The sequence below is a fragment of the Nonomuraea candida genome (assembly GCF_000725485.1).
Taxonomy (GTDB): Bacteria; Actinomycetota; Actinomycetes; order Streptosporangiales; family Streptosporangiaceae; genus Nonomuraea; species Nonomuraea candida.
Genome location: NZ_JOAG01000004.1, coordinates 227,385 through 248,697, shown reverse-complemented (window position 1 = coordinate 248,697; position 21,313 = coordinate 227,385). Strand labels below are relative to the sequence as shown.

Genomic DNA, 21,313 nt, shown 5'->3' with positions numbered 1-21,313 from the left:
CGGTCAGCGGTTCGGTGGTTCGCGGCGCTGCGGCGGCTCGTCGGAGATCAGCGCGTCGATGTCGCGCATGTCCTCGTCGTTGAGCGCGCCGGACGTGGGCGCGGCCGGCTGCCTGGGCACGTTCGGCGGCTCGCCGGCGCCCTGGGCGGGCGTCGTGGGCCCGCCGACGCCGGCGGCCGTGCCGGCCCCAGCGGCAGTTCCGGCGGCGGTTCCGGTGCCGGTGGCGCCGGTCATGGTGCCGGTGGTGCCGGTGGTGCCCGTGGTGCCCGTCGTGGTGCCGGTGGTGCCCGTCGTGGTCGTGCCGGTGCCCCGGCCCGGCGTGTACGTCGCGAGGTCCTCCTCGGCCGCCCGCCGTTCCGAACGCCTGCGGAACATCGCGTGGAAGATCCCGTCCAAGCCGATGCGGCCACCGCCGAGCGCCAGGAACAGCAGGCTCAGCGCACCGAGCGCGCCTGCCAGCTCCCAGCCGCCCTCTCCGACCATGATGCCCTTGCCCGCGTGCACGAACACGATCGCGCCGAGCATGTTGAGCAGCAACAGCAGCGCCACCGGACGCACCAGCAGGCCGAGGATCAACAGGACGCCGCCGACGAGCTCGACGACGGTCGAGAACCCGGCGGCCAGCTCGGGCATCGGGAGCCCCATCTGCCGGAAACCCTGGGCCGTGGCGCCGAGGCCGCTCTGCCACTTCTGCCAGCCGTGGGCCACGAAGATCACGCCGGTCGCGATCCGCGCGATCAGGGCCGCGATATCAAAGAGAACTCTCCTCATGGTGTTTTCTCCCCCCGTTCCCGGTATTCCTCCCCATGTCCAGCTTCACGATGCGTTTCCGTACCATCTCTTGACCATGTCCACTGCGGCCCCCGCCCTGGATCACCAACCGCGACGGTGGCAGCATGGCCGTATGACGGAACGTGTGGTCGGAATCGGCGCGGGCGCGAAAGAGCTGGCCACCGAGGACATGATCCTCAACATCGGCCCGCAGCACCCGTCCACCCACGGCGTGCTCAGGCTCCGGCTGACCCTCGACGGCGAGCGCATCGCCACCGCCGAGCCGATCATCGGCTACATGCACCGCGGCGCGGAGAAGCTGTTCGAGGTGCGCGACTACCGTCAGATCATCATGCTGGCCAACCGGCACGACTGGCTCTCCGGCTTCGCCAACGAGCTGGGCGTGGTGCTGGCCGCCGAGCGCATGCTCGGCATGGAGCCGCCGGTGCGGGCGGTGTGGGCGCGCACGCTGCTGGCCGAGCTCAACCGGGCGCTCAACCACCTGATGTTCCTCGGCTCCTACCCGCTGGAGCTGGGCGCGATGACGCCGCTGTTCTACTCCTTCAACGAGCGCGAGCGCATCCAGGCCGTCATGGAGGAGATCTCCGGCGGGCGCATGCACTACATGTTCAACCGGGTCGGCGGGCTCAAGGAGGACCTGCCGCTCGGCTGGCTCGACCGGGTCGCGGCGACCGTGGCCGAGACCCGGCGCCGGGTGCCCGACATCGAGAACCTCATCCTGCACAACGAGATCTTCATCGCCCGCACCAAGGGCGTGGGCGTGCTGACGCGCGACCAGATCATGCAGTACGGCGTCAGCGGCCCGATCGCGCGCGCCTCCGGGGTCGACTTCGACCTGCGCCGCGACGACCCGTACCTGGCCTATCCGGAGCTGCCGGTCAAGGTCGTCACCCGCGGCGCGGGCGACTGCCACGCCCGCTTCGAGGTCCTGCTCGACCAGCTCAAGGTCTCGCTCGACCTGGCCGAGGCCTGCGTCGAGCGGCTGCGCGAGCTGCCCCCGGGGCCGATCAACCAGCGGCTGCCGAAGGTGCTCAAGGTGCCGGAGGGGCACACGTACGCGTGGACGGAGAACCCGCTCGGCATCAACGGCTACTACCTGGTCTCCAGGGGCGACAAGACGCCGTGGCGGCTCAAGCTCCGCTCGGCCTCGTACAACAACGTCCAGGTGCTGCGCGAGATGTTGCCGGGGCACCTCGTGGCCGACATGGTCGCGATCCTCGGCTCCATGTTCTTCGTGGTGGGTGACATCGACAAGTGACGTCACCGCAACCCGCCCAGCGCGACAAGTACGTCGACTGGCTGCGCGCGCTGAGTCTGATCGTGGTGGTGGTGTGGCACTGGGCGTTCACGATCCTGGAGTGGAAGCCGCACGGCCCCGAGCCCACCAGCCCGCTGGGCTTCACCTCCGGGTTGTGGATCCTGACCTGGCTGCTGCAGGTGCTGCCGCTGTTCTTCTACGTCGGCGGGCACGTCCACCTGCTGTCCTGGCACCGGGCCGGCACGCGCGGGGTGGGCATCGGCGCGTTCGTGTGGCGGCGCATCAGGGCGCTGGCCTTACCCGCGCTGTTCCTGTCCGGGGTGTGGGTCGTCATCGGGGCGGTGGTGACGTACACGTTCGGGGTGGACTGGATGTGGCGGGTGGTGCTGCTGGTGCTCAGCCCGCTGTGGTTCCTCGGCGTCTACCTGGTGCTGATCGCGCTGCTGCCGGTCGCGCTCTGGCTGCACCGGCGCTACGACGTGCTGGCCCTCATCTGGCTCGGCGGCGCGGCCCTGGTGGTGGACGTGGTGCGCTTCCGGTACGGCATCGACGCGGCGGGCTGGCTCAACATGATCATCGTGTGGGGGCTGGCGCACCAGGCCGGCTTCTTCTACGACCGGGTCGTGCGCCTGCCCAGGCGCTATGACGCCGCGCTGCTGTGGACCGGGCTGTTCGCCCTGGTCGGGCTGGTCTACTCGGGGATCTACCCCGGCTCCATGGTGGGCGTGCCGGGTGACAAGTGGTCGAACATGGCGCCGCCGACGTTCGTGATCGTGGCGCTGCTGCTGTTCCAGATCGGGCTGGTCGAGGTGTTGCGGCCGGCCATGGAACGGGTGCTGGAGCGGCCGCGCTGGCGGCGGGTCAACGAGTTCATCAACCGGTACTCGCTGCCGCTGTTCCTCTTCCACACCACCGGCATGGCCATCTCGCTGGGCCTGTCGTGGTGGTTGTTCGGCAGCCTCGGCGACAAGATCCCGCCGGACCTGAAATGGTGGCTGGAACGCCCGATCGCCGTCATCGGCCCCCTGATCTGCACGACCCCGGTCATCTACCTCTTCGGCCGCCGTCGCGCTCCGGTCAGGCAAATGCCGGACAAGGGTGTGCGCGGGTCCATAAGCTCTTGAGCATGGCTGACATCGCCTTCCGGGCCAACGCCGAAGACGAGCGGATCATCCGTGCCGCCCTGCGGGAAGGTGAGCGGCCGAGCGACGTCCTGCGCCGCGCGCTGCGCCTGCTCCAGCGCGACATGTGGTACGAGCGGCTCTTCGCCGGCGACCTGCCCGCCATCGAGAACCTGCCCGACGAACACTGACCCCCGCGACTCCCCGGCGGCCGCTACTTCCGGGGGCGGTCCTCGGGCTCCTTCGGGATGCGGCAGGCGTGCTCCAGATAGAGCGCGGCGCAGATGAGCACGACGCACGACACGAACGAGCCGATCGCGATGAAGAACTCGGCGCGCGGCGTCTCCGCGTCGAGGATCTGCGACGTGTGCAGCGCGAACCCGGCGAACACCCCCGCGAACAGTGACCCGGCGTACGCCGAGGCCTTCGCCAGGGCCGCCAGCCGGGCCACGGCCAGCGGCTCCACCGGCTTGGTGCCCGGCTTCCTGGCGATCCTGGCCTTGGTCGCCCAGCCGCTGTAGCCCTCGCCGAGCGCCAGCAGCAGCAGCGTGGGGATCGCGGTCCAGGGCAAGATATACAGCTTTGCGTAGGTCTGGCTGATCACCGCCCAAGCGATCAGGGCCACGGCTACGATGATGCCGACCAGGAGGCCGGGGTGGGTGGGCTTCAATCGGGCCTCTGCAGCTTGAGATCCTCGCGCAGGCGCACGCCCTGCTCCCCGACCTGCTCCAGCAGCTCCGCGACCCTGCCCCGGCCGGGCACCTCGCCCTCGGGGTCGGCCTTCGACCAGGGCACGAGCACGAAGGCGCGCTCGTGGGCCCGGGGATGCGGCAGCGTGAGGTCGGGGTCGTCGCTGACGGTCTCGCCCACCACGATCAGGTCGATGTCGAGCGTGCGCGGCCCCCAGCGCTCGGCGCGCTCGCGGCCGAAGGCGTTCTCCACGCTCTGCGCCCGCTCCAGCAGCGTGCGCGGCGCGAGCGTGGTCTCGGCGACCACGATCGCGTTCAGATAGGGACGCTGCCCGCCCGGCCCTCCGACGGGGTCGGTCTCGTAGACGGGGGACGCCTTGACGAACTCCAAGCCGGGGGCGTCGAACAGGGTGTCCACGGCGCCCTGCAACGTCTGGAACCGGCGCCCCAGGTTGCTGCCGAGAGCGAGCACTACCTTCATACGCGGCTCCGCTCGATCGTCACGATCACGTCGTCGAACGGCAGCGGGATCGGCGCCGCCGGTTTGTGCACGCTCACCTCGACCTTGCGCACCAGCTCGCTCGCCAGGCACACGTCGGCCAGCCGCTGCGCGAGCGTCTCGATCAGCTCGACCGGCTCGCCCGCCACCACGTCGGTCAGCGCCTGCGCCAGCTCACCGTAGTGCACGGTCTTGGTGAGGTCGTCGCCGGCCGCCGCGGGGGCGGTGTCGAGGAACAGCGTCGCGTCCACCACGAACTCCTGCCCGAGCTCCCGCTCGGCGGCGAGCACGCCGTGCCGCCCCCAGGCGCGCAGGCCCTTGAGCGTGATGCGGTCAGCGTTCAAGCTCGCCGTCCTCCTCCTCGTCGTCATCGCCCTGCAGCACGGGCGAGCCGTGGTGCATCCACAACCGCCAGCCCTGCGCGGTGCGGATGTAGACGTTGCTGGCCACCACCTTGCCCGCGGCGAAGCTGGCCTCGCCCTCCTCCCCCGCGGTCAGGATGTTCTCCACGCAGGTCAGGACGGCCACGTCACCCAGCACGGTGGTGCTGACGTCGGTCAGCACGAACTGGATGTAGGTGGTGTTGGCCATGATCAGGGCCCACGAGCGCAGCACCTCGGAGCGGCCCGTCAGCAGCGTCCACCCGGGGTGCACGCAGCTCACCTGGTCGTCGGTGGTGTCCTCGGCCCAGATCTCGGTCATCTTGTCCAGGTCGCCGCTCTCGATCGCGGCGTAGAACTCCTGGTTGACCGTCTCGATGGCGGCGGTGTCGACGCTCATGTGCCTGCTCCGGCTCTCTTCCATGCGGCGGCCACGCGCACGGCATCGGCATTGGGACCTACCTCGTGCACGCGGACGCACCAGGCGCCGGCGTGCGCGGCCAGCGCCGTCACGGCCAGCGTGGCGTCGTCGCTGCGGCTGAACGGCCTGGGCGTGCCGTCGGGACCGGCCAGCAGCCGGCCCAGGAAACGTTTGCGTGACGCCCCGATGAGCAGCGGAAGGCCCAGCTCGGCCAGGCGCGGGATCCCGGCCAGCACCGCCCAGTTGTGCTCGGCGTTCTTGGCGAAGCCGAGGCCGGGGTCGAGCACGATCTGCTCCTCGGAGACCCCCTCGGCCAGCACCAAATCGACCCGCTTGCTCAGCTCTTCGCGCACCTCCGTCACGACGTCGGCGTAGACGGCCCGGGAGTCCATGTCATGGCTGTGGCCGCGCCAGTGCATCACGACGTAGGCCACTCCGGTCGCGGCCACCACGCGCGGCATCTCGGGGTCGGCCAGGCCGCCGCTGACGTCGTTGACGAGCTGCGCGCCCGCCTCGACCGCGGCCTTGGCGACCTCGGCGCGCATCGTGTCGACGCTGACCACCACTCCCTCGGAGCGCAGCGCCCTGATCACCGGCACCACGCGGGCCAGCTCTTCCTCCAGGGACACCCTGGCCGCGCCGGGGCGGGTGGACTCGCCGCCCACGTCGACGATGTCGGCGCCCTCCTGGACGAGGTCAAGGCCATGCCGGACGGCGGCCGCCTCGTCGAACCACATGCCGCCGTCGGAGAACGAATCGGGCGTCACGTTGACCACACCCATGACGAGGCACCGCTCCGCACCTCCCGGCACGCTGATGGGCACGCTAGTCATGGGCCAAGCCTAGGCGCTTCCCCACACCTGCTGACATCGTGGGTACCCCGTTCGGTCTTCAGCGACCCAGGATCAGCGCCATGGCCTCGGATCGGGTCTTGTCGCTGGCGCGGAAGTCGCCGCGGACGGCCGAGGTCACGGTCTTGGCGCCCGGCTTGCGTACGCCGCGCATCGTCATGCACAGGTGCTCGGCCTCGATCACCACGATGGCGCCGCGCGGCTCCAGGACCTGCATGAGCGCGTCGGCGATCTGCGAGGTCATGCGCTCCTGGACCTGGGGGCGGCGGGCGAACACGTCGACCAGGCGGGCCAGCTTGGACAGGCCCGTCACCTGGCCGCGCTCGTTGGGGATGTAGCCCACGTGGGCCACCCCGTGGAACGGGACCAGGTGGTGCTCGCAGGTCGAGTAGACCTCGATGTCGCGCACGAGCACCATCTCGTCGTGGTCGACGTCGAAGACCTTGTTGAGCACGTCTTCGGGCGTCAGGCCGAGCCCCGAATACTGCTCGGCCATGGCGCGGGCGACCCGGGCGGGCGTCTCGATCAGGCCGTCACGATCGGGATCCTCGCCGATGGCGTAGAGGATCTCGCGTACGGCCTTCTCGATCCGCCCGTGGTCGACGTCGTGCTTGGTCACGCACTGTCCCCTGACGGCAGGGCGTCCTGGCGGCCGGTGGTGAGCGAGCCGTTGGCCGACTGCTCCTTCGGCGTCAGGATCGGCGGACGGTCGGAGGGGAGCCGCTTGCCGTAGCCCGCGTAGGACGGGCGGTGCTCCTTGACGACCACCGGTGCGAAGATCTGCAGCACCTGCTCACGGGAGAGAGTCTCCTTCTCCATGAGCTCCAGCACCAGGTTGTCGAGCACGTCGCGGTATTCGACCAGGATGTCCCAGGCCTGGTCGTGCGCCGTCTCGATCATCCGGCGGACCTCCTCGTCGATCGTGGAGGCGATCTTCTCGGAGTAGTCGCGCTCGTGGCCCATCTCGCGGCCCAGGAAGACCTCGGCCTGGCCGGTGCCGAACTTGCGGGCGCCGAGCTGCTCGCTCATGCCGTATTCGGTCACCATGCGGCGGGCGACGGCCGTGGCCTTCTCGATGTCGTTGGAGGCGCCGGTGGTGGGCTCGTGGAAGACGAGCTCCTCCGCCGCGCGGCCGCCGAGCAGCATCGCGAGCTGGTCCATCATCTCCGACCTGGTGGCCAGGAACTTGTCCTCCATCGGCAGCGTCATCGTGTAACCGAGGGCGCGGCCGCGGGACAGGATCGTGATCTTGTGGACCGGGTCGGAGTTGGGCAGCGCGTGCGCCACGAGCGCGTGGCCGCCCTCGTGGTAGGCGATCATCTTCTTTTCCTTGTCGGACATGACCCGCGTCTTGCGCTCGGGCCCTGCCATGACACGGTCGATGGACTCCTCGAGGACGTCCATCGTGATGAGCTTCTGGTCGGCCCGCGCGGTGAGCAGCGCCGCCTCGTTGATCACGTTGGCCAGGTCGGCGCCGGTGAACCCGGGGGTGCGGCGCGCGATGACGTCGAGGTCGACGTCGGGCGCGAACGGCTTGCCGCGGCCGTGGACCTTGAGGATGCCCTTGCGGCCCTCGAGGTCGGGACGGTCGACGGTGACCTGGCGGTCGAACCGGCCGGGACGCAGCAGGGCCGGGTCGAGGATGTCGGGCCGGTTGGTCGCGGCGATGAGGATCACGCCGCCCTTGACGTCGAAGCCGTCCATCTCGACGAGGAGCTGGTTGAGCGTCTGCTCGCGCTCGTCGTGACCGCCGCCCAGGCCGGCGCCGCGGTGGCGGCCGACGGCGTCGATCTCGTCGATGAAGATGATCGCGGGGGCGTTGGCCTTGGCCTGCTCGAACAGGTCACGGACACGCGAGGCGCCGACGCCGACGAACATCTCGACGAAGTCGGAGCCGGAGATCGAGTAGAACGGCACGCCCGCCTCGCCGGCGACCGCGCGCGCCAGCAGCGTCTTGCCGGTGCCGGGCGGGCCGTAGAGCAGCACGCCCTTGGGGATCTTGGCGCCGATCGCCTGGAACTTGGCGGGGGCCTGGAGGAACTCCTTGATCTCCTGGAGCTCCTCGATCGCCTCGTCGGCGCCCGCCACGTCGGCGAACGTCGTCTTGGGAGTGTCCTTGGTGATCAGTTTGGCCTTCGACTTGCCGAAGTTCATCACCCGGGAGCCGCCGCCCTGCATCTGGTTCATGATGAACAGGAAGATCAGCACGATGATGACGATCGGCAGGAAGCTCACCAGGAGGCTGATCAGGATGTTCTCCTGGGGCACCTCGGTGGTGAAGCTCTTGGTCTTGCCGGCGTCGACCTGAGCCTGGAGCTCGTCGGTCAGCTTGCTGCCGTAGCCGGTGACCCAGTTCGACTGGATCAGCTTCGTCGGCGCGTCGCCCTGCTTGACCGAGACCGGGTTGACCAGCGTCAGCTCGATCCGGTTGTCCTTGTCAATGACTTTGGCGTTGCTGACGTTTCCGGCCCGAATCTGCTGGAGGACCAAGGACGTGTCGGCCGTCTTGAAATTTCCACCGCCACTCCAGAGCTGAGTGACGAGGAGGAGCAGCACGACGATGCCCAGGATCCACAGCAGTGGCCCACGTGTAAATCGCTTGAGATCCATCCGATGCGGAACCCCTTGCGGGCCCGTCCCTTCCTGACCATGGCCTGGAACCCCGGGCACGCCCGGGGCCGCGGCATCCGACACCGCGACTTCTGACTACCCGAAGGGGACGCGTGGTCACCCTCCCGGAGTCTGAAGGTACACCGGAGACGCGCACGGAGGGACCGCCCGCTACACCGGTCTTGCCCTATCAACGTACGTCACGTTGCGCGGTGTTCCCGGCCAACCGGGAAACGCTACTTATAAACGTGCGGCGCCAGAGTGCCGATGAACGGCAGGTTCCGGTAACGCTCGGCGTAGTCCAGCCCATAACCGATGACGAACTCGTTGGGAATGTCGAACCCGACGTATTTGACGTCGATCGCCACCTTCACCGCGTCGGGTTTGCGCAGCGCGGCGCAGATCTCCAGCGAGGCCGGATTGCGCGACTTCAGGTTTTCCAGCAGCCAGTGCAGCGTCAGGCCCGAGTCGATGATGTCCTCGACGATCAGCACATGACGGTTCAAGATGTCGGTGTCGAGGTCTTTCAGCACGCGGACGACGCCGGACGACTTGGTGCCCGCGCCGTACGACGACACCGCCATCCAGTCCATCTGCACCGGCACGTGCAGGGCTCTGGCCAGGTCGGCCATCACCATGACGGCGCCCTTCAACACACCCACGAGCAGGACGTCCTTGCCCGCGTAGTCCTCGTCGATCCGGCCGGCCAGCTCCTTGATCTTGGCCTGGAGCTCGTCTTCTGCAATGAGGACCTTTTCCAGGTCATTGCCCATGTCGGCAGCGTCCACCTGTGGTTCCTTACGGGATGGGACTGATGGCGAATATCAGGGTGCCATACCGCCGGATCGCGGACAGACCGCCGGGCAGGTCCACGGCTTTCTGCCCGTGCCACCGGGTGACCAGCCGGTCCACGGCCAGGACATGGGCCGCCGACAGCGCGCCTGACGGGGCGCCGGCGGCGATCCCGGCCCGCCGCAGCACCCGCCGCCTGACGGCGTCAGGGAGCTTTTCCAGCTCGTTCACGGCCAGCTTCACCGAATCGCCGATATCGCTAAGAGCGCAATTCTGGTACGCCGACTCCGCCCACTCGTCGAGCGCGTCCGCGTCCTCCCGCGCCAGCGCCGCCGTGCGCGCCAGCGCCTCGGCCACCCCCGGCCCGAGCTCCGCCTCCAGCATCGGCAGGACCTTGTGGCGGACGCGGACCCGCGTGTAGCGGGGGTCGGCGTTGTGCGGGTCGTCCCACGGGGTGAGGCCCAGCGCCCGGCAGGCCGCCACGGTGGTCGCCCTGGACAGGTGGAGGAGGGGGCGGCGGTAGCGGCCCGTGCTGGCCGCCATGCCCGACAGGGAGCGCGGGCCGCTGCCCCTGGCCAGGCCGAGCAGCACGGTCTCCGCCTGGTCGTCCCTGGTGTGGCCGAGCAGCACGGCCGCGGCGCCGAGCCGGTCGGCGGCCGCGTCGAGCGCGGCGTATCTGGCCGCGCGGGCCGCCGCCTCGGGGCCGCCCTCGGTGCCCACCGTCACGGTGAGGACCTCGGCGGGGCTCAGCCCCATCTCCTCGCCCAGGCCCCTGACCGTCTCGGCGCGGCCGGCCGAGCCGGGCTGGAGCCGGTGGTCCACCGTCAGCAGGCCGGCGCGCAGGCGCAGGCGCGGGGCCGTGAACGCCAGCGCGGCGGCCAGCGCCAGCGAGTCGGCGCCGCCGGAGCACGCGGCCAGGACCAGCGCGTCCGCGGGCACGTCGGCCAGCGCCTCGCGGACGGCGCGGCGGACATCGGCTACGGCAGGATGCGGACCCACGCGAGCCATTGTCCCCGGGCCCGGGCCCGCCCGGCGCCTTCGCCGGACGGAGGCCGGTCAGGCGGGGAGGGCGGGGGTGCCGATCACCCGGGAGATCCAGGCGTTCGGGTCGGCGAGCTCGGGCGTGGTGGGCAGCGTCTCGGGCGAGGTCCAGATCTTGTTGAAGTCGTCCATGCCCACCCGGTCGACGACCGTGCGGACGAAGGCCGAGCCCTCGGCGTACTGCTTCATCTTGAGCTCGATGCCCAGCAGGCGGCGCACCGTGCGGTCGAGGCGGGAGCCGCCCTCGCGGCGCTGGGCGAACTTCGAGCGGATCTCGGCCACCGAGGGCACCACGGACGGGCCCACCGCGTCCATCACGTAGTCGCCATGGCCCTCGACGAGGGTCATCACGGCGGTCAGCCGGTCGAGGATCTCCTTCTGGGCGGGCGACTGGATGGCGTCGATGAGGTTGCCCTCGCCGCCGCGCACCACGTCGGCCACCGTGTCGGCGGCGTTGCGCAGGCGCTCCAGGATGGTGGGCAGGTCGAGGTCGGAGGCGAGCAGGAACTCCGTCATCTGCGAGCGCACGTATTCGCGCAGCCACGTCACGCCGGTGAACTGCACCCGGTGGGTCTCCTCGTGGAGGCAGACCCACAGGCGGAAGTCGTGGGGGTTGACGCCCATCTCGCGCTCGGCGTGGACGATGTTGGGCGCCACGAGCGTGAGCCGGCCGACGGGCTCCTGGCCCGTGGGGTCGGGCGGCAGGAACAGCTCGTACTGCCCGAGCACGCGGGAGGCGAGGAAGGCCAGCACGGCGCCGACCTCGACACCCGTGATGCGGGAGCCCACGGCCGAGACGATGGCCGGCGTCTGGCTGGCGTTCGCGCTCATACGCTGCGTGAGCGGCTCGAGGACCACGCGGAAGCCCTGGACGTTGGCCTTGATCCAGCCGGGGCGGTCCACGATGGTCGCGGGTTGCGGTGCGGTCTCAGTGTGGATCTTGGTGAACTGCCGCACGTGGCCCTCGGCCTCGCGTGACAGCGTGCGGAGCTCGGTGACGGCCTGCCTGGCCTCCTCCCGGCTCACCTGAGGGCCGGGGCGCACGAGGCGCGTGCCGGTCGTGACGGCCAGATCCCAGTCGATCACCTGCATAACGTCCACCGTACGTGGTTCTCGGCGAGGCTGCGAAGAAGCCGGCGAGGCAACCCGGCGAGGGCGCGTCAGGAGCGGGCCACGATGGCGGCCAGCCGGTCGAGCACGGGCTCGGCGTTGACGGGCACCCGGTCGGCCATGAACGCGAAGGTGAGCACCCGCCCGTCCTTGGTCGTGGTCAGCCCGGCCAGCGTGTTGACGTGGTTGAGGGTGCCGGTCTTGGCGCGTACGAGGCCGACCTGGCCCTTGCTGTCGCGCGAGGTGAAGCGCTGCCCGTTGCCCAGCGTGCCGGAGAAGCCCGCGATCGGCATGCCGGTGGCCACCGCGCGCAGGCCGGGGTGGCCCGCGGAGCCGGCCAGGGCGACGGCCTTGGCCAGGGCGTTCGGGCTGATGCGGTTGCGGATGGACAGGCCGCTGCCGTCGTCGAGCGTGACGTTCTGGGCGATCCCGAGGCGTTGCATGACGGCGGAGACGGCCTGCGCGCCGCCCTCGAACGTCGCCGGGCGGCCCTCCTTGATGGCGACGTGCCGCAGCAGCGCCTCGGCCATGTCGTTGTCGCTGCGGGTGAGGGTGTGCTCGACGAGGGCGTAGAGGGGGGCCGAGTCGACCCTGCCGAGCTCGGCGGCGCCGGCGGGGGCCTTGGCGGGGCGTACGGACTTGGCGACCGCGATGCCGCGCTTGCCGAGGAGCCTGGCGAAGGCGTCGGCGGCGTATTGCGCCGGGTCGGGGACGCGGGGAGCCCTGAAGCGGGGGTCCTGGCGGCCCACGTCCATCGTCAGGGCGTGCACGGGGGCCACTTCGCCGTCGGGGATGTAGTTGGGCTTCCAGCCGAGGGCCTTGGTGCGGCCGGTGAACAGCGAGGCGTCGTAGGACAGGGTGACCTTGCGGACGCCCTGGGCCTTGAGCGTGGCGGCGGTGCGGGCGGCGAGCGTGGCCAGGCTGGCCTGCTTCGGATAGTCGGGCCTGGCGGCGGGTCCGGCCAGGAGCGGGTCGCCGCCGCCGACGAGCACGACGGCGCCGGGTTTGGCGCCCTGGACGACCCGGGTGGACAGGCGCGCGTCGGGCCCGAGCGAGGCCAGCGCGGCGGCGCAGGTGATGATCTTCGTGGTGGAGGCGGGGGTGACGGCCGTGTCGGCGCCTGCGGCGAAGAGCTGCTCCCCGGTGGTCGTGTCGATGACGACGGCCCCCACCCGGCCGCCGAGCGCTTTGTCACCCAGCGCGCTGGCCAACTGCCGCGTCAAAGTACCCTTAGTCGGGAGAGGTCCGTCTCCTGACCTCACCGGCAGCCGGGCCAGCACAGGACCGGCGGTGACCACGGGGACGGGGGAGGAGCCTTCCGCCGGGGACGCCGTCGGCTTGGTCGGTGAAGACCCGCTCGTCAGCGCGCTCAGGCTGAAGTCGGTCGTCATGGCATACACGCCGATGACGATCGTGACGACCTGGAGCACGGCGAGGGTGGTCAGCATCACCAACCGGTCGTGCCGCGCCACGTCGCCTGCCCTCTCTTCTGTGTTCGCCTACGAGACATTAACGCCCAGCCGGGGGTGCCCGGGGGCCTGAGCGGAGGAACCGCGGTGGAGTTCGACGTTGTCGTTGAGATTCCCAAGGGGCAACGGAACAAGTACGAAGTGGACCACGAGACCGGCAAGATCAGGCTTGACCGGCTCCTGTTCACCTCCACGCAGTACCCCGCCGACTACGGCTTCATCGAGAACACCCTCGGCGAGGACGGCGACCCGCTGGACGCGCTGGTGCTGCTGCAGGAGCCGACGTTCCCGGGCTGCTACATCACGTGCCGGGCGGTGGGGATGTTCCGCATGACCGACGAGAAGGGCGGTGACGACAAGGTGCTCTGCGTGCCGTCCACCGACCCCCGCATGCACCACATCCAGGACATCCATCACGTGTCGGAGTTCGACCGGCTGGAGATCCAGCACTTCTTCGAGGTCTACAAGGACCTGGAGCCCGGCAAGTCCGTCGAGGGCGCCAACTGGGTGGGCCGCATCGAGGCCGAGGCCGAGATCGAGCGCTCCTTCCGCCGGGCCAAGGAGGAGGGCCACCACTGACGCCCGCCCGTCACCGGGGCCTGGTGGCGCCCACCAGGTCCCCGCGCCAGATCGAGGCGACCCGCACCACGTCGCCGGTCTGCGGGGCGTGCACCATCTGGCCGCGCCCCACATAGATCCCGACGTGGTGGATGGTCGACGGGTCGCCCTGGACGTGGGCGAAGAACAGCAGGTCGCCGCGGCGTAGCCGGTCCAGCGGCACATGCGGGCCGGAGGTCCACTGGGTGCCCGTCCAGTGGTCGAGCCGCACGCCGGCCCGCTCCCAGGCGCGCATCGACAGCCCCGAGCAGTCATAGGTCTCCGGGCCGTCGGCCGCCCACACGTACGGCTTGCCGAGCTGGGTGAGCGCCCAGTTCGCGGCCACGTCGCCCATGGTCGAGCCGCCCCTGACGAGCCCGGCCGGCGCCGCGTCGCGCCGCCTGGCCAGCAGCTCCGCGCGGCTGCGCGCCGCGTCCACCTTGCGTTGCAGCGCGTCCTTGCGGGCCGCCAGCGCTCTGGTGTCGCGCCGCTGGGCGGCCACCGCGGCCTCGGCGGCGAGCTTGGCCCGGCGGGCGCGCTCCGAGGCGGCCTGGCGCTCGGCGTACGCCCGCTCGGCCTGGATCCGCAGGATCCGGGCGACCTCCTGCGCGTCGCGCATCCGGGTCAGCACCGCCGCCCGCTCGCTGCCCAGGTGGCCGAGCACGCCCGCCCGGTGCAGGAACCCGTCCGCGCCGCCCCGGTCCAGCAGCATGCCCATGACGGGCTGCACCGTGCCCAGCCCGCCGTGGCTCTCGGCGGCCAGCAGCGCCACGTCCCGCCGGGCCCGCTCGACCTCGGCGCCGGCCGCCGCCAGCCGCGTCCTGGACTGAAGGTCGGCCTGCTCGGCCTGCCGCAGCCGGACGACCTCCCCGTTGTACGCCTCCACCAGCCGCTCCACCTCGGCCGCCAGCTCGTCGAGCCGCGCCTGGGCCCGGGCCAGCTCGGCGGTGGTCCTGCCCAGCTCCTTCGACCGTTCGCGGACGGCCTGCCGGGCCTTCCTGACGTCGCGCGAGGTGGTGCCCGGCTCCGCCGCGACCGGCGGGCACAGGGCGACGAGCAGGCACCCCACAAGGAGCCCGGCCCGAAATGCGCGCATAGGTCCCCCTGGAAACAGATGGTTACTCTATGCACACAGTTCCCGCCAATTCACTCACGTACCGTGGCCAGGGCAATGCCACGGTCAGCTTTCGGCAGGACTGGCCGAAGGCTCCTCGGTGGGCGTGGGGGTGGCCGTCTCCGTCGGCGTGGCGGTCGGGCTGGGCGTCTGCGTCGGGGTCGGCGTGGGGGTCGGGGTCGGGGTCGGGCAGGGGGTGCGCGTCCCGGGGCCGGACGGCGTCGGCTCGCCCGACGGCGGCCTGCCCGTCGGGGGCCGCTCGGTCGGGGGCCTGCCGGAGGGCGGACCCTCCGGCGGGGGGTCCTCGTCCGGCGGCTCCTGGAGCGGCGGGTCCTCCGGCGCCGGCGCGCCGGGCGGCGAGCCCGGCTCGGGCGGCGTGGGCGCCATCGGCGGCCCGCTCCTGGGCGGCGTCCGCAAATAGGGAGGCAGCACGGACGGCGGCTGCGCGGGCGAGCTCGTCACGCCCAGCGGCCGCGTATCGGTGCTGTCGACGATGGGCACCACCGTCAGCGGCGCGTCCTGGGGGTCGCCCTGCCACGGCAGCCTGATGCCCGGCGGCTCCCCCGTCGCGGGGAACGCGGCCGTCGCGACACCCGTCACCCCACCGTTCTCCTTTCCGATCTGATCGAAGATCACCGCTATCGCCACCACGGCCGCGACCGCCGCCAGCGCGCCCGCCAGCGCCTGAGGCCATTTCCCCAGCTGTTTCGCGGCGGGAACGGGAAACCCGGCGGCTCCCAGGACTCCCGTGCGCCGGGCCACGTAGCGCCGGTAGGGCAGCAGCTCGGGGTCGGCGAAGCAGCTCATCACCCTGACGCGCAGGGAGTCGGGCAGCGTGACCGCCGGCAGCAGCTCGTAGACCTTGGCGACCGACACCTGTCCGGCGCGGTGCGGCGCGCACACCTCGCATCGGGGCAGGTGCCTGACCAGGTGCTCACGCATCTCCGCGGTCAGCTCGCCGGAGAAGCCGGCCAGGATGCGGGCGCGCCGCGGGCAGTCGTACGGGCCCTTCCTGGCCAGGACCTCGGCCGTGATCGCGTCGCGCAGGCCCTCGCGGGCCGCCTCCAGGAGCAGCTCCACCTGGCGCGGCGGCATCGAGAGCACCTGGGCCAGCTCGCCGGCGGGCAGCTCGTGCCGGTGGGCGAGCTCCAGGGCCTCCCGCTCGGCGACGGGCAGGCTCAGCACGGCGTTCCACGCCATGACGCGCAGGTCGGCGTCGGCGGCGTCGGCCAGCGGCGGCGCCTCCGCCAGCGCCTCGGCGGCGCCCGGCGGCGCGGCGGCCCTCCTGCGCAGGCACTCGACGCGGGCCAGCGAGTAGAGCCAGGCGCGCAGCCGGTCGGGCTCGGCCAGCGCGCCCGGGTGCGCCTCGGCGGCGATCAGCGTGTCGCGGAGGGCCACCTGGGCGCCGTCGTCGCTCAGGAGGAGGGACCAGCAGTAGCGGTGGACACTTTCCGCGTACGCGTCGTAGAGCGCGGCCAGCGCTCCAGGATCGCGGGCGCGGAGTGCTTCGACCAGGGCGCGGTCATTCATATGACCGAAGGTAATGGATCGGTAACTAATAGTTCTACCTGTTCCACGCCGATGGCATAACTTGTCGGCCGACGCGTCCGGTTTTCGTACCGAAAAATGCCACTAATTGCAGCAATCGGCGGACATCATTGCTTGTATTCCGACACGATCTGCGTGTTGCGGTCCTCCGCGAACGGCTCGCCCGTCGGCTTGACCGTGTGGATCGGCACGGCCCCGGCCAGCGCCAGCTCCTCGTACGGACGGCCGGTCGAGCCCCAGGTCCTGGCCGTGATCTCGGTCTTCGCGACCTGGGCGCCCTTCGGCAGGCCGCTCACGGTGAGGATGAACCGGGGCGGGCTGCCCGCCTCGACCTCGTCCACGAACGTGCTGCCGCCGCCGAGGAGTTTGCCCGCCTTGTCGCGCAGCAGCGCGTTCACCACGAGCGTGCTCGCCGAGAGCTGATAAGGATTCCCCACATATCCGGTAATCAGGTACGTGCCGTCTTTCTGGCGCATTGTCTGCACCCGGGAAATCGGGAAACGCTGGAAGGCGGAGGCGATGCGCGCCGCCGGCCGCCACCGCGCGGGACGATACTGGATCGTCACCTTCGCCGGCTTCTGCGCGGCGCTGGCCTGGCCGGTGAAGGCCAGCGAGCCGCCCGGCGGCACCGCGTCGAGCGGCTGGTCCATCCTGACCACCTCGGCGCCCTTGGCGTCGTGCCCGACGATCGTGGCCACCACGTGCTCGCCGAAATGCCACGGGTTGGCGTTGCTCAGCACGCCCGCCCAGTTGACGGCGTACCCGTCGGCGGACTTGACGACATGGGAAGCCTGCTCCTTGAGCGTGAGCGGCTTGAGCTCTTGTACGGGCTGCTCCTCACTCGCACACGCGGAGAGGCAGAACGCCCCGAGTGCGAGGAGGCTGACGGTTCGGCTGCGCGGGATCACTTTGCCGTGATAACGCGAGCATGGGCACACCTGGCACGGGACACGCGCCAGGCGTACCAACTCTTTAACGCCGCGCCCTCACCGGGGGCGCACGACCCGGGTCTCGTCCCAGACCGGCTCGGGCGACTCGTAGACCGTGCCGTCGGAGCCGAAGACCAGGTAGCGGTCGAAGTCGGCGGCGAACCAGCGGTCGTGGGTGACCGCCAGCACCGTGCCGTCGAACGCCTCCAGCCCCGCCTGCAACGCCTCCGCGCTGGCCAGGTCGAGGTTGTCGGTCGGCTCGTCGAGCAGCAGCAGCGTGGCTCCCGACAGCTCCAGCAGCAGGATCTGCAGCCGGGCCTGCTGGCCGCCGGAAAGCGTGTCGAAGCGCTGCTCGGCGATCAGCCCGGCCAGCTCGTAGCGGGCCAGGGCCTTCATGGCTTCGTTCTTGAGCCTGGCGTGCTCGGTCATGACGATCTCGACCGGGGTGCGGCCGAGCAGGTCGGGCCGGGCGTGGGTCTGGGCGAAGTGGCCGGGCACCACGCGGGCGCCGAGCCTGGCCACGCCCCCGTGGGCGACCGGCTCCCCCGCCAGCAGGCGCAGGAAGTGGGACTTGCCCGAGCCGTTGGAGCCGAGCACCGCGACGCGCTCGCCGTACCAGACCTCCAGGTCGAACGGGCGCATGAGACCCGTCAGCTCCAGGCCCTCGCAGATCACGGCGCGCTTGCCGGTGCGGCCGCCGCGCAGGCGCATCTTGATGTTCTGGTCGCCGGGCGCCGCCTCGGGCGGCCCGGCCTCCTCGAACTTGCGCAGCCGCGTCTGCGCCGCCTGGTAGGCGGGGGCCATGCCGTCGTTGTACCTGGCCTTGTTCTTGAGCATGTTGACCAGGGCCTTGAGCTTGGCGTGCTCTTCGTCCCAGCGCCTGCGCAGCTCGTCGAGGCGCTCGTTGCGGGCCTTGCGGGCCTCGGCGTAGGTGGCGAAGCCGCCGCCGTGGATCCAGATGTTGCCGGACTCGACGGTGATGATGCGGTCGGCGGCGTTGGCCAGGAGCTGGCGGTCGTGGCTCACCAGCAGCACGGTCTTGGGCGTCTCCCTGAGCTGCTGCTCCAGCCACTCCTTGCCGGGGACGTCGAGGTAGTTGTCGGGCTCGTCGAGCAGCAGGGTCTGGTCGGGGCCGCGCAGCAGCGCCTCCAGGACCAGCCGTTTCTGCTCCCCGCCCGACAGCGTCGACACGTCCCGATATTTCACCCTTTCGAAGGGGACGCCGAGGGCGGCCACCGTACAGGTGTCCCAGAGCACCTCGATCTCGTAGCCGCCCGCGTCGGTGTAGTCGCTGATGGCCTGCGCGTAACGCATCTGGATCTTCTCGTCGTCGCGCTCCATCATCGCCAGTTCGGCCGCGTCGAGCCGCTCGGCGGCCTGCCGCACGGCGGGCGGCGCGACGCCCAGCAGCAGGTCGCGCACGTTGCTGCCGTCGCGCACGCTGCCGATGAACTGCCGCATGACGCCCAGGCCGCCCGAGCCGGCCACGCTGCCCTCGACGGGCTGGAGGTCGCCGGAGATCAGGCGCATGAGCGTGGTCTTGCCCGCGCCGTTGGGCCCGACGAGCGCCGCCTTCACGCCCTCGCCGATCCGGAAGGACACGTCGTTGAGCAGGGGCCGCCCGTCGGGCAGCACGTACGTCAGATGTCCTACTTCTACGTGGCCCATCCCGGCAGGTTAACCGTAGGTTCGCCATCAGTCATCCGGATTTCCGGGCTCCCGGGAACGCCCGGCGATCGGTGATCTAATGGCCGGGACCGCCGCAAGCCCCTGGCCTCATCGGGACGGGTGATGAGACGAATCCGCCGCGCGCTGGCGTGCCTGGCCCTCGCGCTGCCCTGCCTCGTGACGGACGCGTCTGTCACGGGCGGGCCCGTCACAGGCGCGTCCGTCACAGGCGCGTCCGTCACAGGCGCGTCCGTCACAGGCGCGTCCGTGGCGAGTGAACCCGCCGGGCGGGGCCGGCAGGACGGCGCCTGTGCGCCCGTGATCCGGGGCGTCTCCACGAACGCCCGGCTGACCAGGCTGTTCACCACCCACGGCAACGACAACAGCCGGCTGGACGACTGGACGGGGGCCGACGGCGCGTACTCGTCGCCGCTGCCGGGCGGGCGGCACCTGTGGATCTTCTCCGACACCTTCCTGGGCCCGGTCGGTCCCGGCGGCACCCGGCCGCCGGCCGGCACGGCGTTCCTGCACAACTCCTTCGCCGTCGAACGGCACGGCCGGCTGTCCACCGTCCACGGCGGGACCCCCCGGAGACCGGCGGCCGTCATGCCGCCGCGCGACAGGGACCACTGGTTCTGGGCCGGGGACGCGACGGTGGCGGGCGGGCTGGTGGAGGTGACGTACCAGGAGTACGAGCGGCACGGGGCCGGGGCGTGGGACTGGCGGCGGGTGCGCAACGTGGTGGCCAGGTTCGCCCCCGGGCGGCTCGGCCGGCCGGTCGACGTGCACGACCTGCCCTCGGGGCACGGCGTCGCGTGGGCCGCCGCGATCCTGGAGGACGGGGATCACACGTACGTGTACGGCGTCGAGGATCTCGGCGCCGCCAAGCACATGCACGTCGCCAGGGTGCGCGGGCGGAGCCTGCTGGGCCGGTGGGAGTTCCTCGGGGCCGGCGGCACGTGGTCGGCGGACGAGGCGGACTCGGCGCGGGTGCTGAGCGGGGTGGCCAACGAGTACAGCGTCAGCCGGGTCGGATCGGGATATGTCCTCATCACTCATGACACGTCGCGGCCGTTGAGCCCGGAGATCGTGGCCTACTCCGCGTGCTCGCCCGCCGGGCCGTTCACCGGCAGGCGGCACGTCCACACGACCCCTGAGACCGGCGGGAACGTCTTCACCTACAACGCCCATGCCCATCCGGAGATCGACGGTGACGGGGGGCTCGTGGTGTCGTACAACGTGAACAGCCTCGTTGACGCCGACCACTACCGCGACGTCACCATCTACCGGCCCCGGTTCCTGGACGTGCGGCTCGGGTGAGCGGGGCGAGGACGCCGGGGACGTCCGCCGCGGAGGCATCGGAGGACAGGGATGAGCAGCGAGTTCGACGGCAAGGTGGCGCTGGTCACGGGCGGTTCGACGGGCATCGGCCGGGCGGTGGTGGACCGGCTGGCCGCCGGCGGCGCGTCGGTGGTGTTCTGCGGCGTCGACCGCGCCGCCGGCCATGACGGCGGGGCAGGCGGGGCGCGCGTCACCGGCAGGATCGCCGACGTGCGGCGGGCCGCGGACGTGCGCGGCCTGGTGGAGCTGGCCGTCTCCCGGTACGGCGGCCTCGACGTGGTCGTGACCTGCGCCGGCGTGCAGCGCTACGGCACCGTCGAGGACACCCCCGAGGACGTCTGGGACGAGGTGCTGGACGTCAACCTCAAGGGCGTCTACCTCACCTGCCGGGCCGCCGTCCCGAGGCTGCGCGAGCGCGGCGGCGGCTCGATCGTGATCGTCTCGTCGGTGCAGGCGTTCGCCGCGCAGGCCCGTACGGCGGCCTACACCGCGAGCAAGGCCGCGCTCAACGGCCTGACCAGGGCGATGGCCTGCGACCACGCGGCCGACGGCATCAGGGTGAACGCGGTCTGCCCCGGCTCCGTGGACACCCCCATGCTGCGCTGGGCGGCGGACGTGTGGCGGGGCGAGCTGTCGCAGGAGGAGCAGGTGGCGCGGTGGGGGCACTCGCACCCGCTGGGGCGCGTGGGGCGGGCCGAGGAGGTGGCGGAGCTGGTGGCGTTCCTGGCGGGGCCGCGCTCGTCGTTCATCACGGGGGCCGAGCACCGCGTGGACGGCGGCCTGCTGGCCCGCAACCCCGCGGCGCTCCCCGAGTAGCCCGGGGGGCGGCCCGAAGGGCCGGGCGGAACCACGGGCAAGATCGAGCGGAGGCCACGGGCAAGGTCGAGCGGAGGCCACGGGTTCCTCCCCCACTTCCACCGACCTGGCAAGAGTTGCGTCAATGCCACCAAGCCGCGGCCGATCCCCCTGGTACGAGTGGGTGCGGCGGGCCGGGGCACGCGACCCTCACCCGGGCGCGGAGCCCTGACGGGATCGGCGAGTCACGACGGCTCGTGTTCGATTCGGCACGCTAAGTTACGAAGT

The 21,313-nt window shown here is 71.2% G+C and carries 22 protein-coding genes; 6 read left to right on the top strand and 16 right to left on the bottom strand.

The genetic code is table 11. From position 1 onward, the window contains the following. Positions 1 to 3 precede the first annotated feature (3 nt). Positions 4 to 771: a DoxX family protein gene (locus tag IO39_RS58745; RefSeq protein WP_084772154.1), complete on the bottom strand. Its 768-nt coding sequence runs from the start codon at positions 769 to 771 to the stop codon at positions 4 to 6. A 133-nt stretch (positions 772 to 904) separates the two neighbouring features. Here IO39_RS58745 and IO39_RS02950 point away from each other — a divergent pair, with 133 nt between their 5' ends. The 3 genes from IO39_RS02950 to IO39_RS02940 are packed head-to-tail and all read left to right on the top strand — an operon-like array spanning position 905 to position 3,362. Continuing rightward, entirely contained in the window at positions 905 to 2,050 is a 1,146-nt protein-coding gene (locus tag IO39_RS02950) for an NADH-quinone oxidoreductase subunit D (RefSeq protein WP_043615337.1), read from the top strand. Next, positions 2,047 to 3,174: an acyltransferase family protein gene (locus IO39_RS02945; protein WP_052422381.1), complete on the top strand. Its 1,128-nt coding sequence runs from the start codon at positions 2,047 to 2,049 to the stop codon at positions 3,172 to 3,174. Before IO39_RS02950 ends, IO39_RS02945 begins: the two co-directional genes overlap by 4 nt. 2 nt (positions 3,175 to 3,176) lie before the next feature. Further along, positions 3,177 to 3,362, top strand: coding sequence for a hypothetical protein (locus tag IO39_RS02940; protein ID WP_043615334.1), 186 nt, complete (start codon positions 3,177 to 3,179; stop codon positions 3,360 to 3,362). A 23-nt stretch (positions 3,363 to 3,385) separates the two neighbouring features. On the opposite strand, the gene IO39_RS02935 is transcribed toward IO39_RS02940, so the two are convergent. The 11 genes from IO39_RS02935 to dacB form a co-directional block, all read right to left on the bottom strand. Further along, positions 3,386 to 3,841, bottom strand: a complete 456-nt coding sequence (locus tag IO39_RS02935; protein WP_043615331.1) for a DUF3180 domain-containing protein — start codon at positions 3,839 to 3,841, stop codon at positions 3,386 to 3,388. Next, entirely contained in the window at positions 3,838 to 4,341 is a 504-nt protein-coding gene (gene folK / locus IO39_RS02930; protein WP_043615329.1) for a 2-amino-4-hydroxy-6-hydroxymethyldihydropteridine diphosphokinase, read from the bottom strand. Before folK ends, IO39_RS02935 begins: the two co-directional genes overlap by 4 nt. Continuing rightward, a complete protein-coding gene (gene folB / locus IO39_RS02925) occupies positions 4,338 to 4,730 on the bottom strand; it encodes a dihydroneopterin aldolase (RefSeq protein ID WP_052422380.1) in 393 nt (130 codons plus the stop codon). The genes folK and folB overlap by 4 nt, the downstream gene beginning before the upstream one ends. Next, on the bottom strand, positions 4,693 to 5,139 hold the full coding sequence (locus IO39_RS02920) for a nuclear transport factor 2 family protein (RefSeq protein ID WP_043615324.1): 447 nt from the start codon (positions 5,137 to 5,139) through the stop codon (positions 4,693 to 4,695). Before IO39_RS02920 ends, folB begins: the two co-directional genes overlap by 38 nt. Further along, positions 5,136 to 5,993 carry a dihydropteroate synthase gene (gene folP, locus IO39_RS02915; protein WP_043615321.1) on the bottom strand — a complete coding sequence of 286 codons (858 nt, stop codon included), beginning with the start codon at positions 5,991 to 5,993 and terminating at the stop codon, positions 5,136 to 5,138. The genes IO39_RS02920 and folP overlap by 4 nt, the downstream gene beginning before the upstream one ends. A 58-nt stretch (positions 5,994 to 6,051) precedes the next feature. Next, a complete protein-coding gene (gene folE / locus IO39_RS02910; RefSeq protein ID WP_043615320.1) occupies positions 6,052 to 6,630 on the bottom strand; it encodes a GTP cyclohydrolase I FolE in 579 nt (192 codons plus the stop codon). Further along, a complete protein-coding gene (ftsH, locus tag IO39_RS02905) occupies positions 6,627 to 8,621 on the bottom strand; it encodes an ATP-dependent zinc metalloprotease FtsH (protein ID WP_043615317.1) in 1,995 nt (664 codons plus the stop codon). The genes folE and ftsH overlap by 4 nt, the downstream gene beginning before the upstream one ends. Before the next feature lie 236 nt (positions 8,622 to 8,857). Continuing rightward, positions 8,858 to 9,409 (bottom strand): hypoxanthine phosphoribosyltransferase, encoded by a 552-nt coding sequence (gene hpt, locus IO39_RS02900; RefSeq protein ID WP_043615314.1) that lies wholly within the window; start codon positions 9,407 to 9,409, stop codon positions 8,858 to 8,860. A 10-nt stretch (positions 9,410 to 9,419) separates the two neighbouring features. Continuing rightward, on the bottom strand, positions 9,420 to 10,421 hold the full coding sequence (tilS, locus tag IO39_RS02895; protein WP_043615311.1) for a tRNA lysidine(34) synthetase TilS: 1,002 nt from the start codon (positions 10,419 to 10,421) through the stop codon (positions 9,420 to 9,422). Between the two features lie 48 nt (positions 10,422 to 10,469). Beyond that, on the bottom strand, positions 10,470 to 11,546 hold the full coding sequence (locus tag IO39_RS02890) for a zinc-dependent metalloprotease (protein ID WP_211266873.1): 1,077 nt from the start codon (positions 11,544 to 11,546) through the stop codon (positions 10,470 to 10,472). A gap of 68 nt (positions 11,547 to 11,614) precedes the next feature. After that, the gene (dacB, locus tag IO39_RS02885) at positions 11,615 to 13,012 is read right to left on the bottom strand and encodes a D-alanyl-D-alanine carboxypeptidase/D-alanyl-D-alanine endopeptidase (protein ID WP_043615836.1); all 1,398 of its coding nucleotides are present in this window, start codon (positions 13,010 to 13,012) and stop codon (positions 11,615 to 11,617) included. A 108-nt stretch (positions 13,013 to 13,120) separates the two neighbouring features. Here dacB and IO39_RS02880 point away from each other — a divergent pair, with 108 nt between their 5' ends. Next, positions 13,121 to 13,612, top strand: a complete 492-nt coding sequence (locus tag IO39_RS02880; protein WP_043615308.1) for an inorganic diphosphatase — start codon at positions 13,121 to 13,123, stop codon at positions 13,610 to 13,612. 10 nt (positions 13,613 to 13,622) lie between these two features. Here IO39_RS02880 and IO39_RS02875 read toward each other — a convergent pair whose 3' ends face one another. From IO39_RS02875 to IO39_RS02860, 4 genes are all read right to left on the bottom strand, one after another. After that, positions 13,623 to 14,726, bottom strand: coding sequence for a C40 family peptidase (locus IO39_RS02875; protein WP_157547842.1), 1,104 nt, complete (start codon positions 14,724 to 14,726; stop codon positions 13,623 to 13,625). Between the two features lie 84 nt (positions 14,727 to 14,810). Continuing rightward, positions 14,811 to 16,274: an RNA polymerase sigma factor gene (locus IO39_RS02870; RefSeq protein WP_043615305.1), complete on the bottom strand. Its 1,464-nt coding sequence runs from the start codon at positions 16,272 to 16,274 to the stop codon at positions 14,811 to 14,813. Positions 16,275 to 16,399: 125 nt separating this feature from the next. Continuing rightward, positions 16,400 to 17,200, bottom strand: a complete 801-nt coding sequence (locus IO39_RS02865) for a hypothetical protein (protein ID WP_043615301.1) — start codon at positions 17,198 to 17,200, stop codon at positions 16,400 to 16,402. 78 nt (positions 17,201 to 17,278) lie between these two features. After that, positions 17,279 to 18,889, bottom strand: coding sequence for an ABC-F family ATP-binding cassette domain-containing protein (locus tag IO39_RS02860; RefSeq protein ID WP_043615298.1), 1,611 nt, complete (start codon positions 18,887 to 18,889; stop codon positions 17,279 to 17,281). Positions 18,890 to 19,156: 267 nt separating this feature from the next. Between IO39_RS02860 and IO39_RS02855 the strand changes: the two genes are divergently transcribed. Next, positions 19,157 to 20,209: a DUF5005 domain-containing protein gene (locus tag IO39_RS02855; RefSeq protein WP_052422407.1), complete on the top strand. Its 1,053-nt coding sequence runs from the start codon at positions 19,157 to 19,159 to the stop codon at positions 20,207 to 20,209. Between the two features lie 51 nt (positions 20,210 to 20,260). Next, entirely contained in the window at positions 20,261 to 21,046 is a 786-nt protein-coding gene (locus IO39_RS02850) for an SDR family NAD(P)-dependent oxidoreductase (protein ID WP_043615295.1), read from the top strand. Positions 21,047 to 21,313 lie beyond the last annotated feature (267 nt).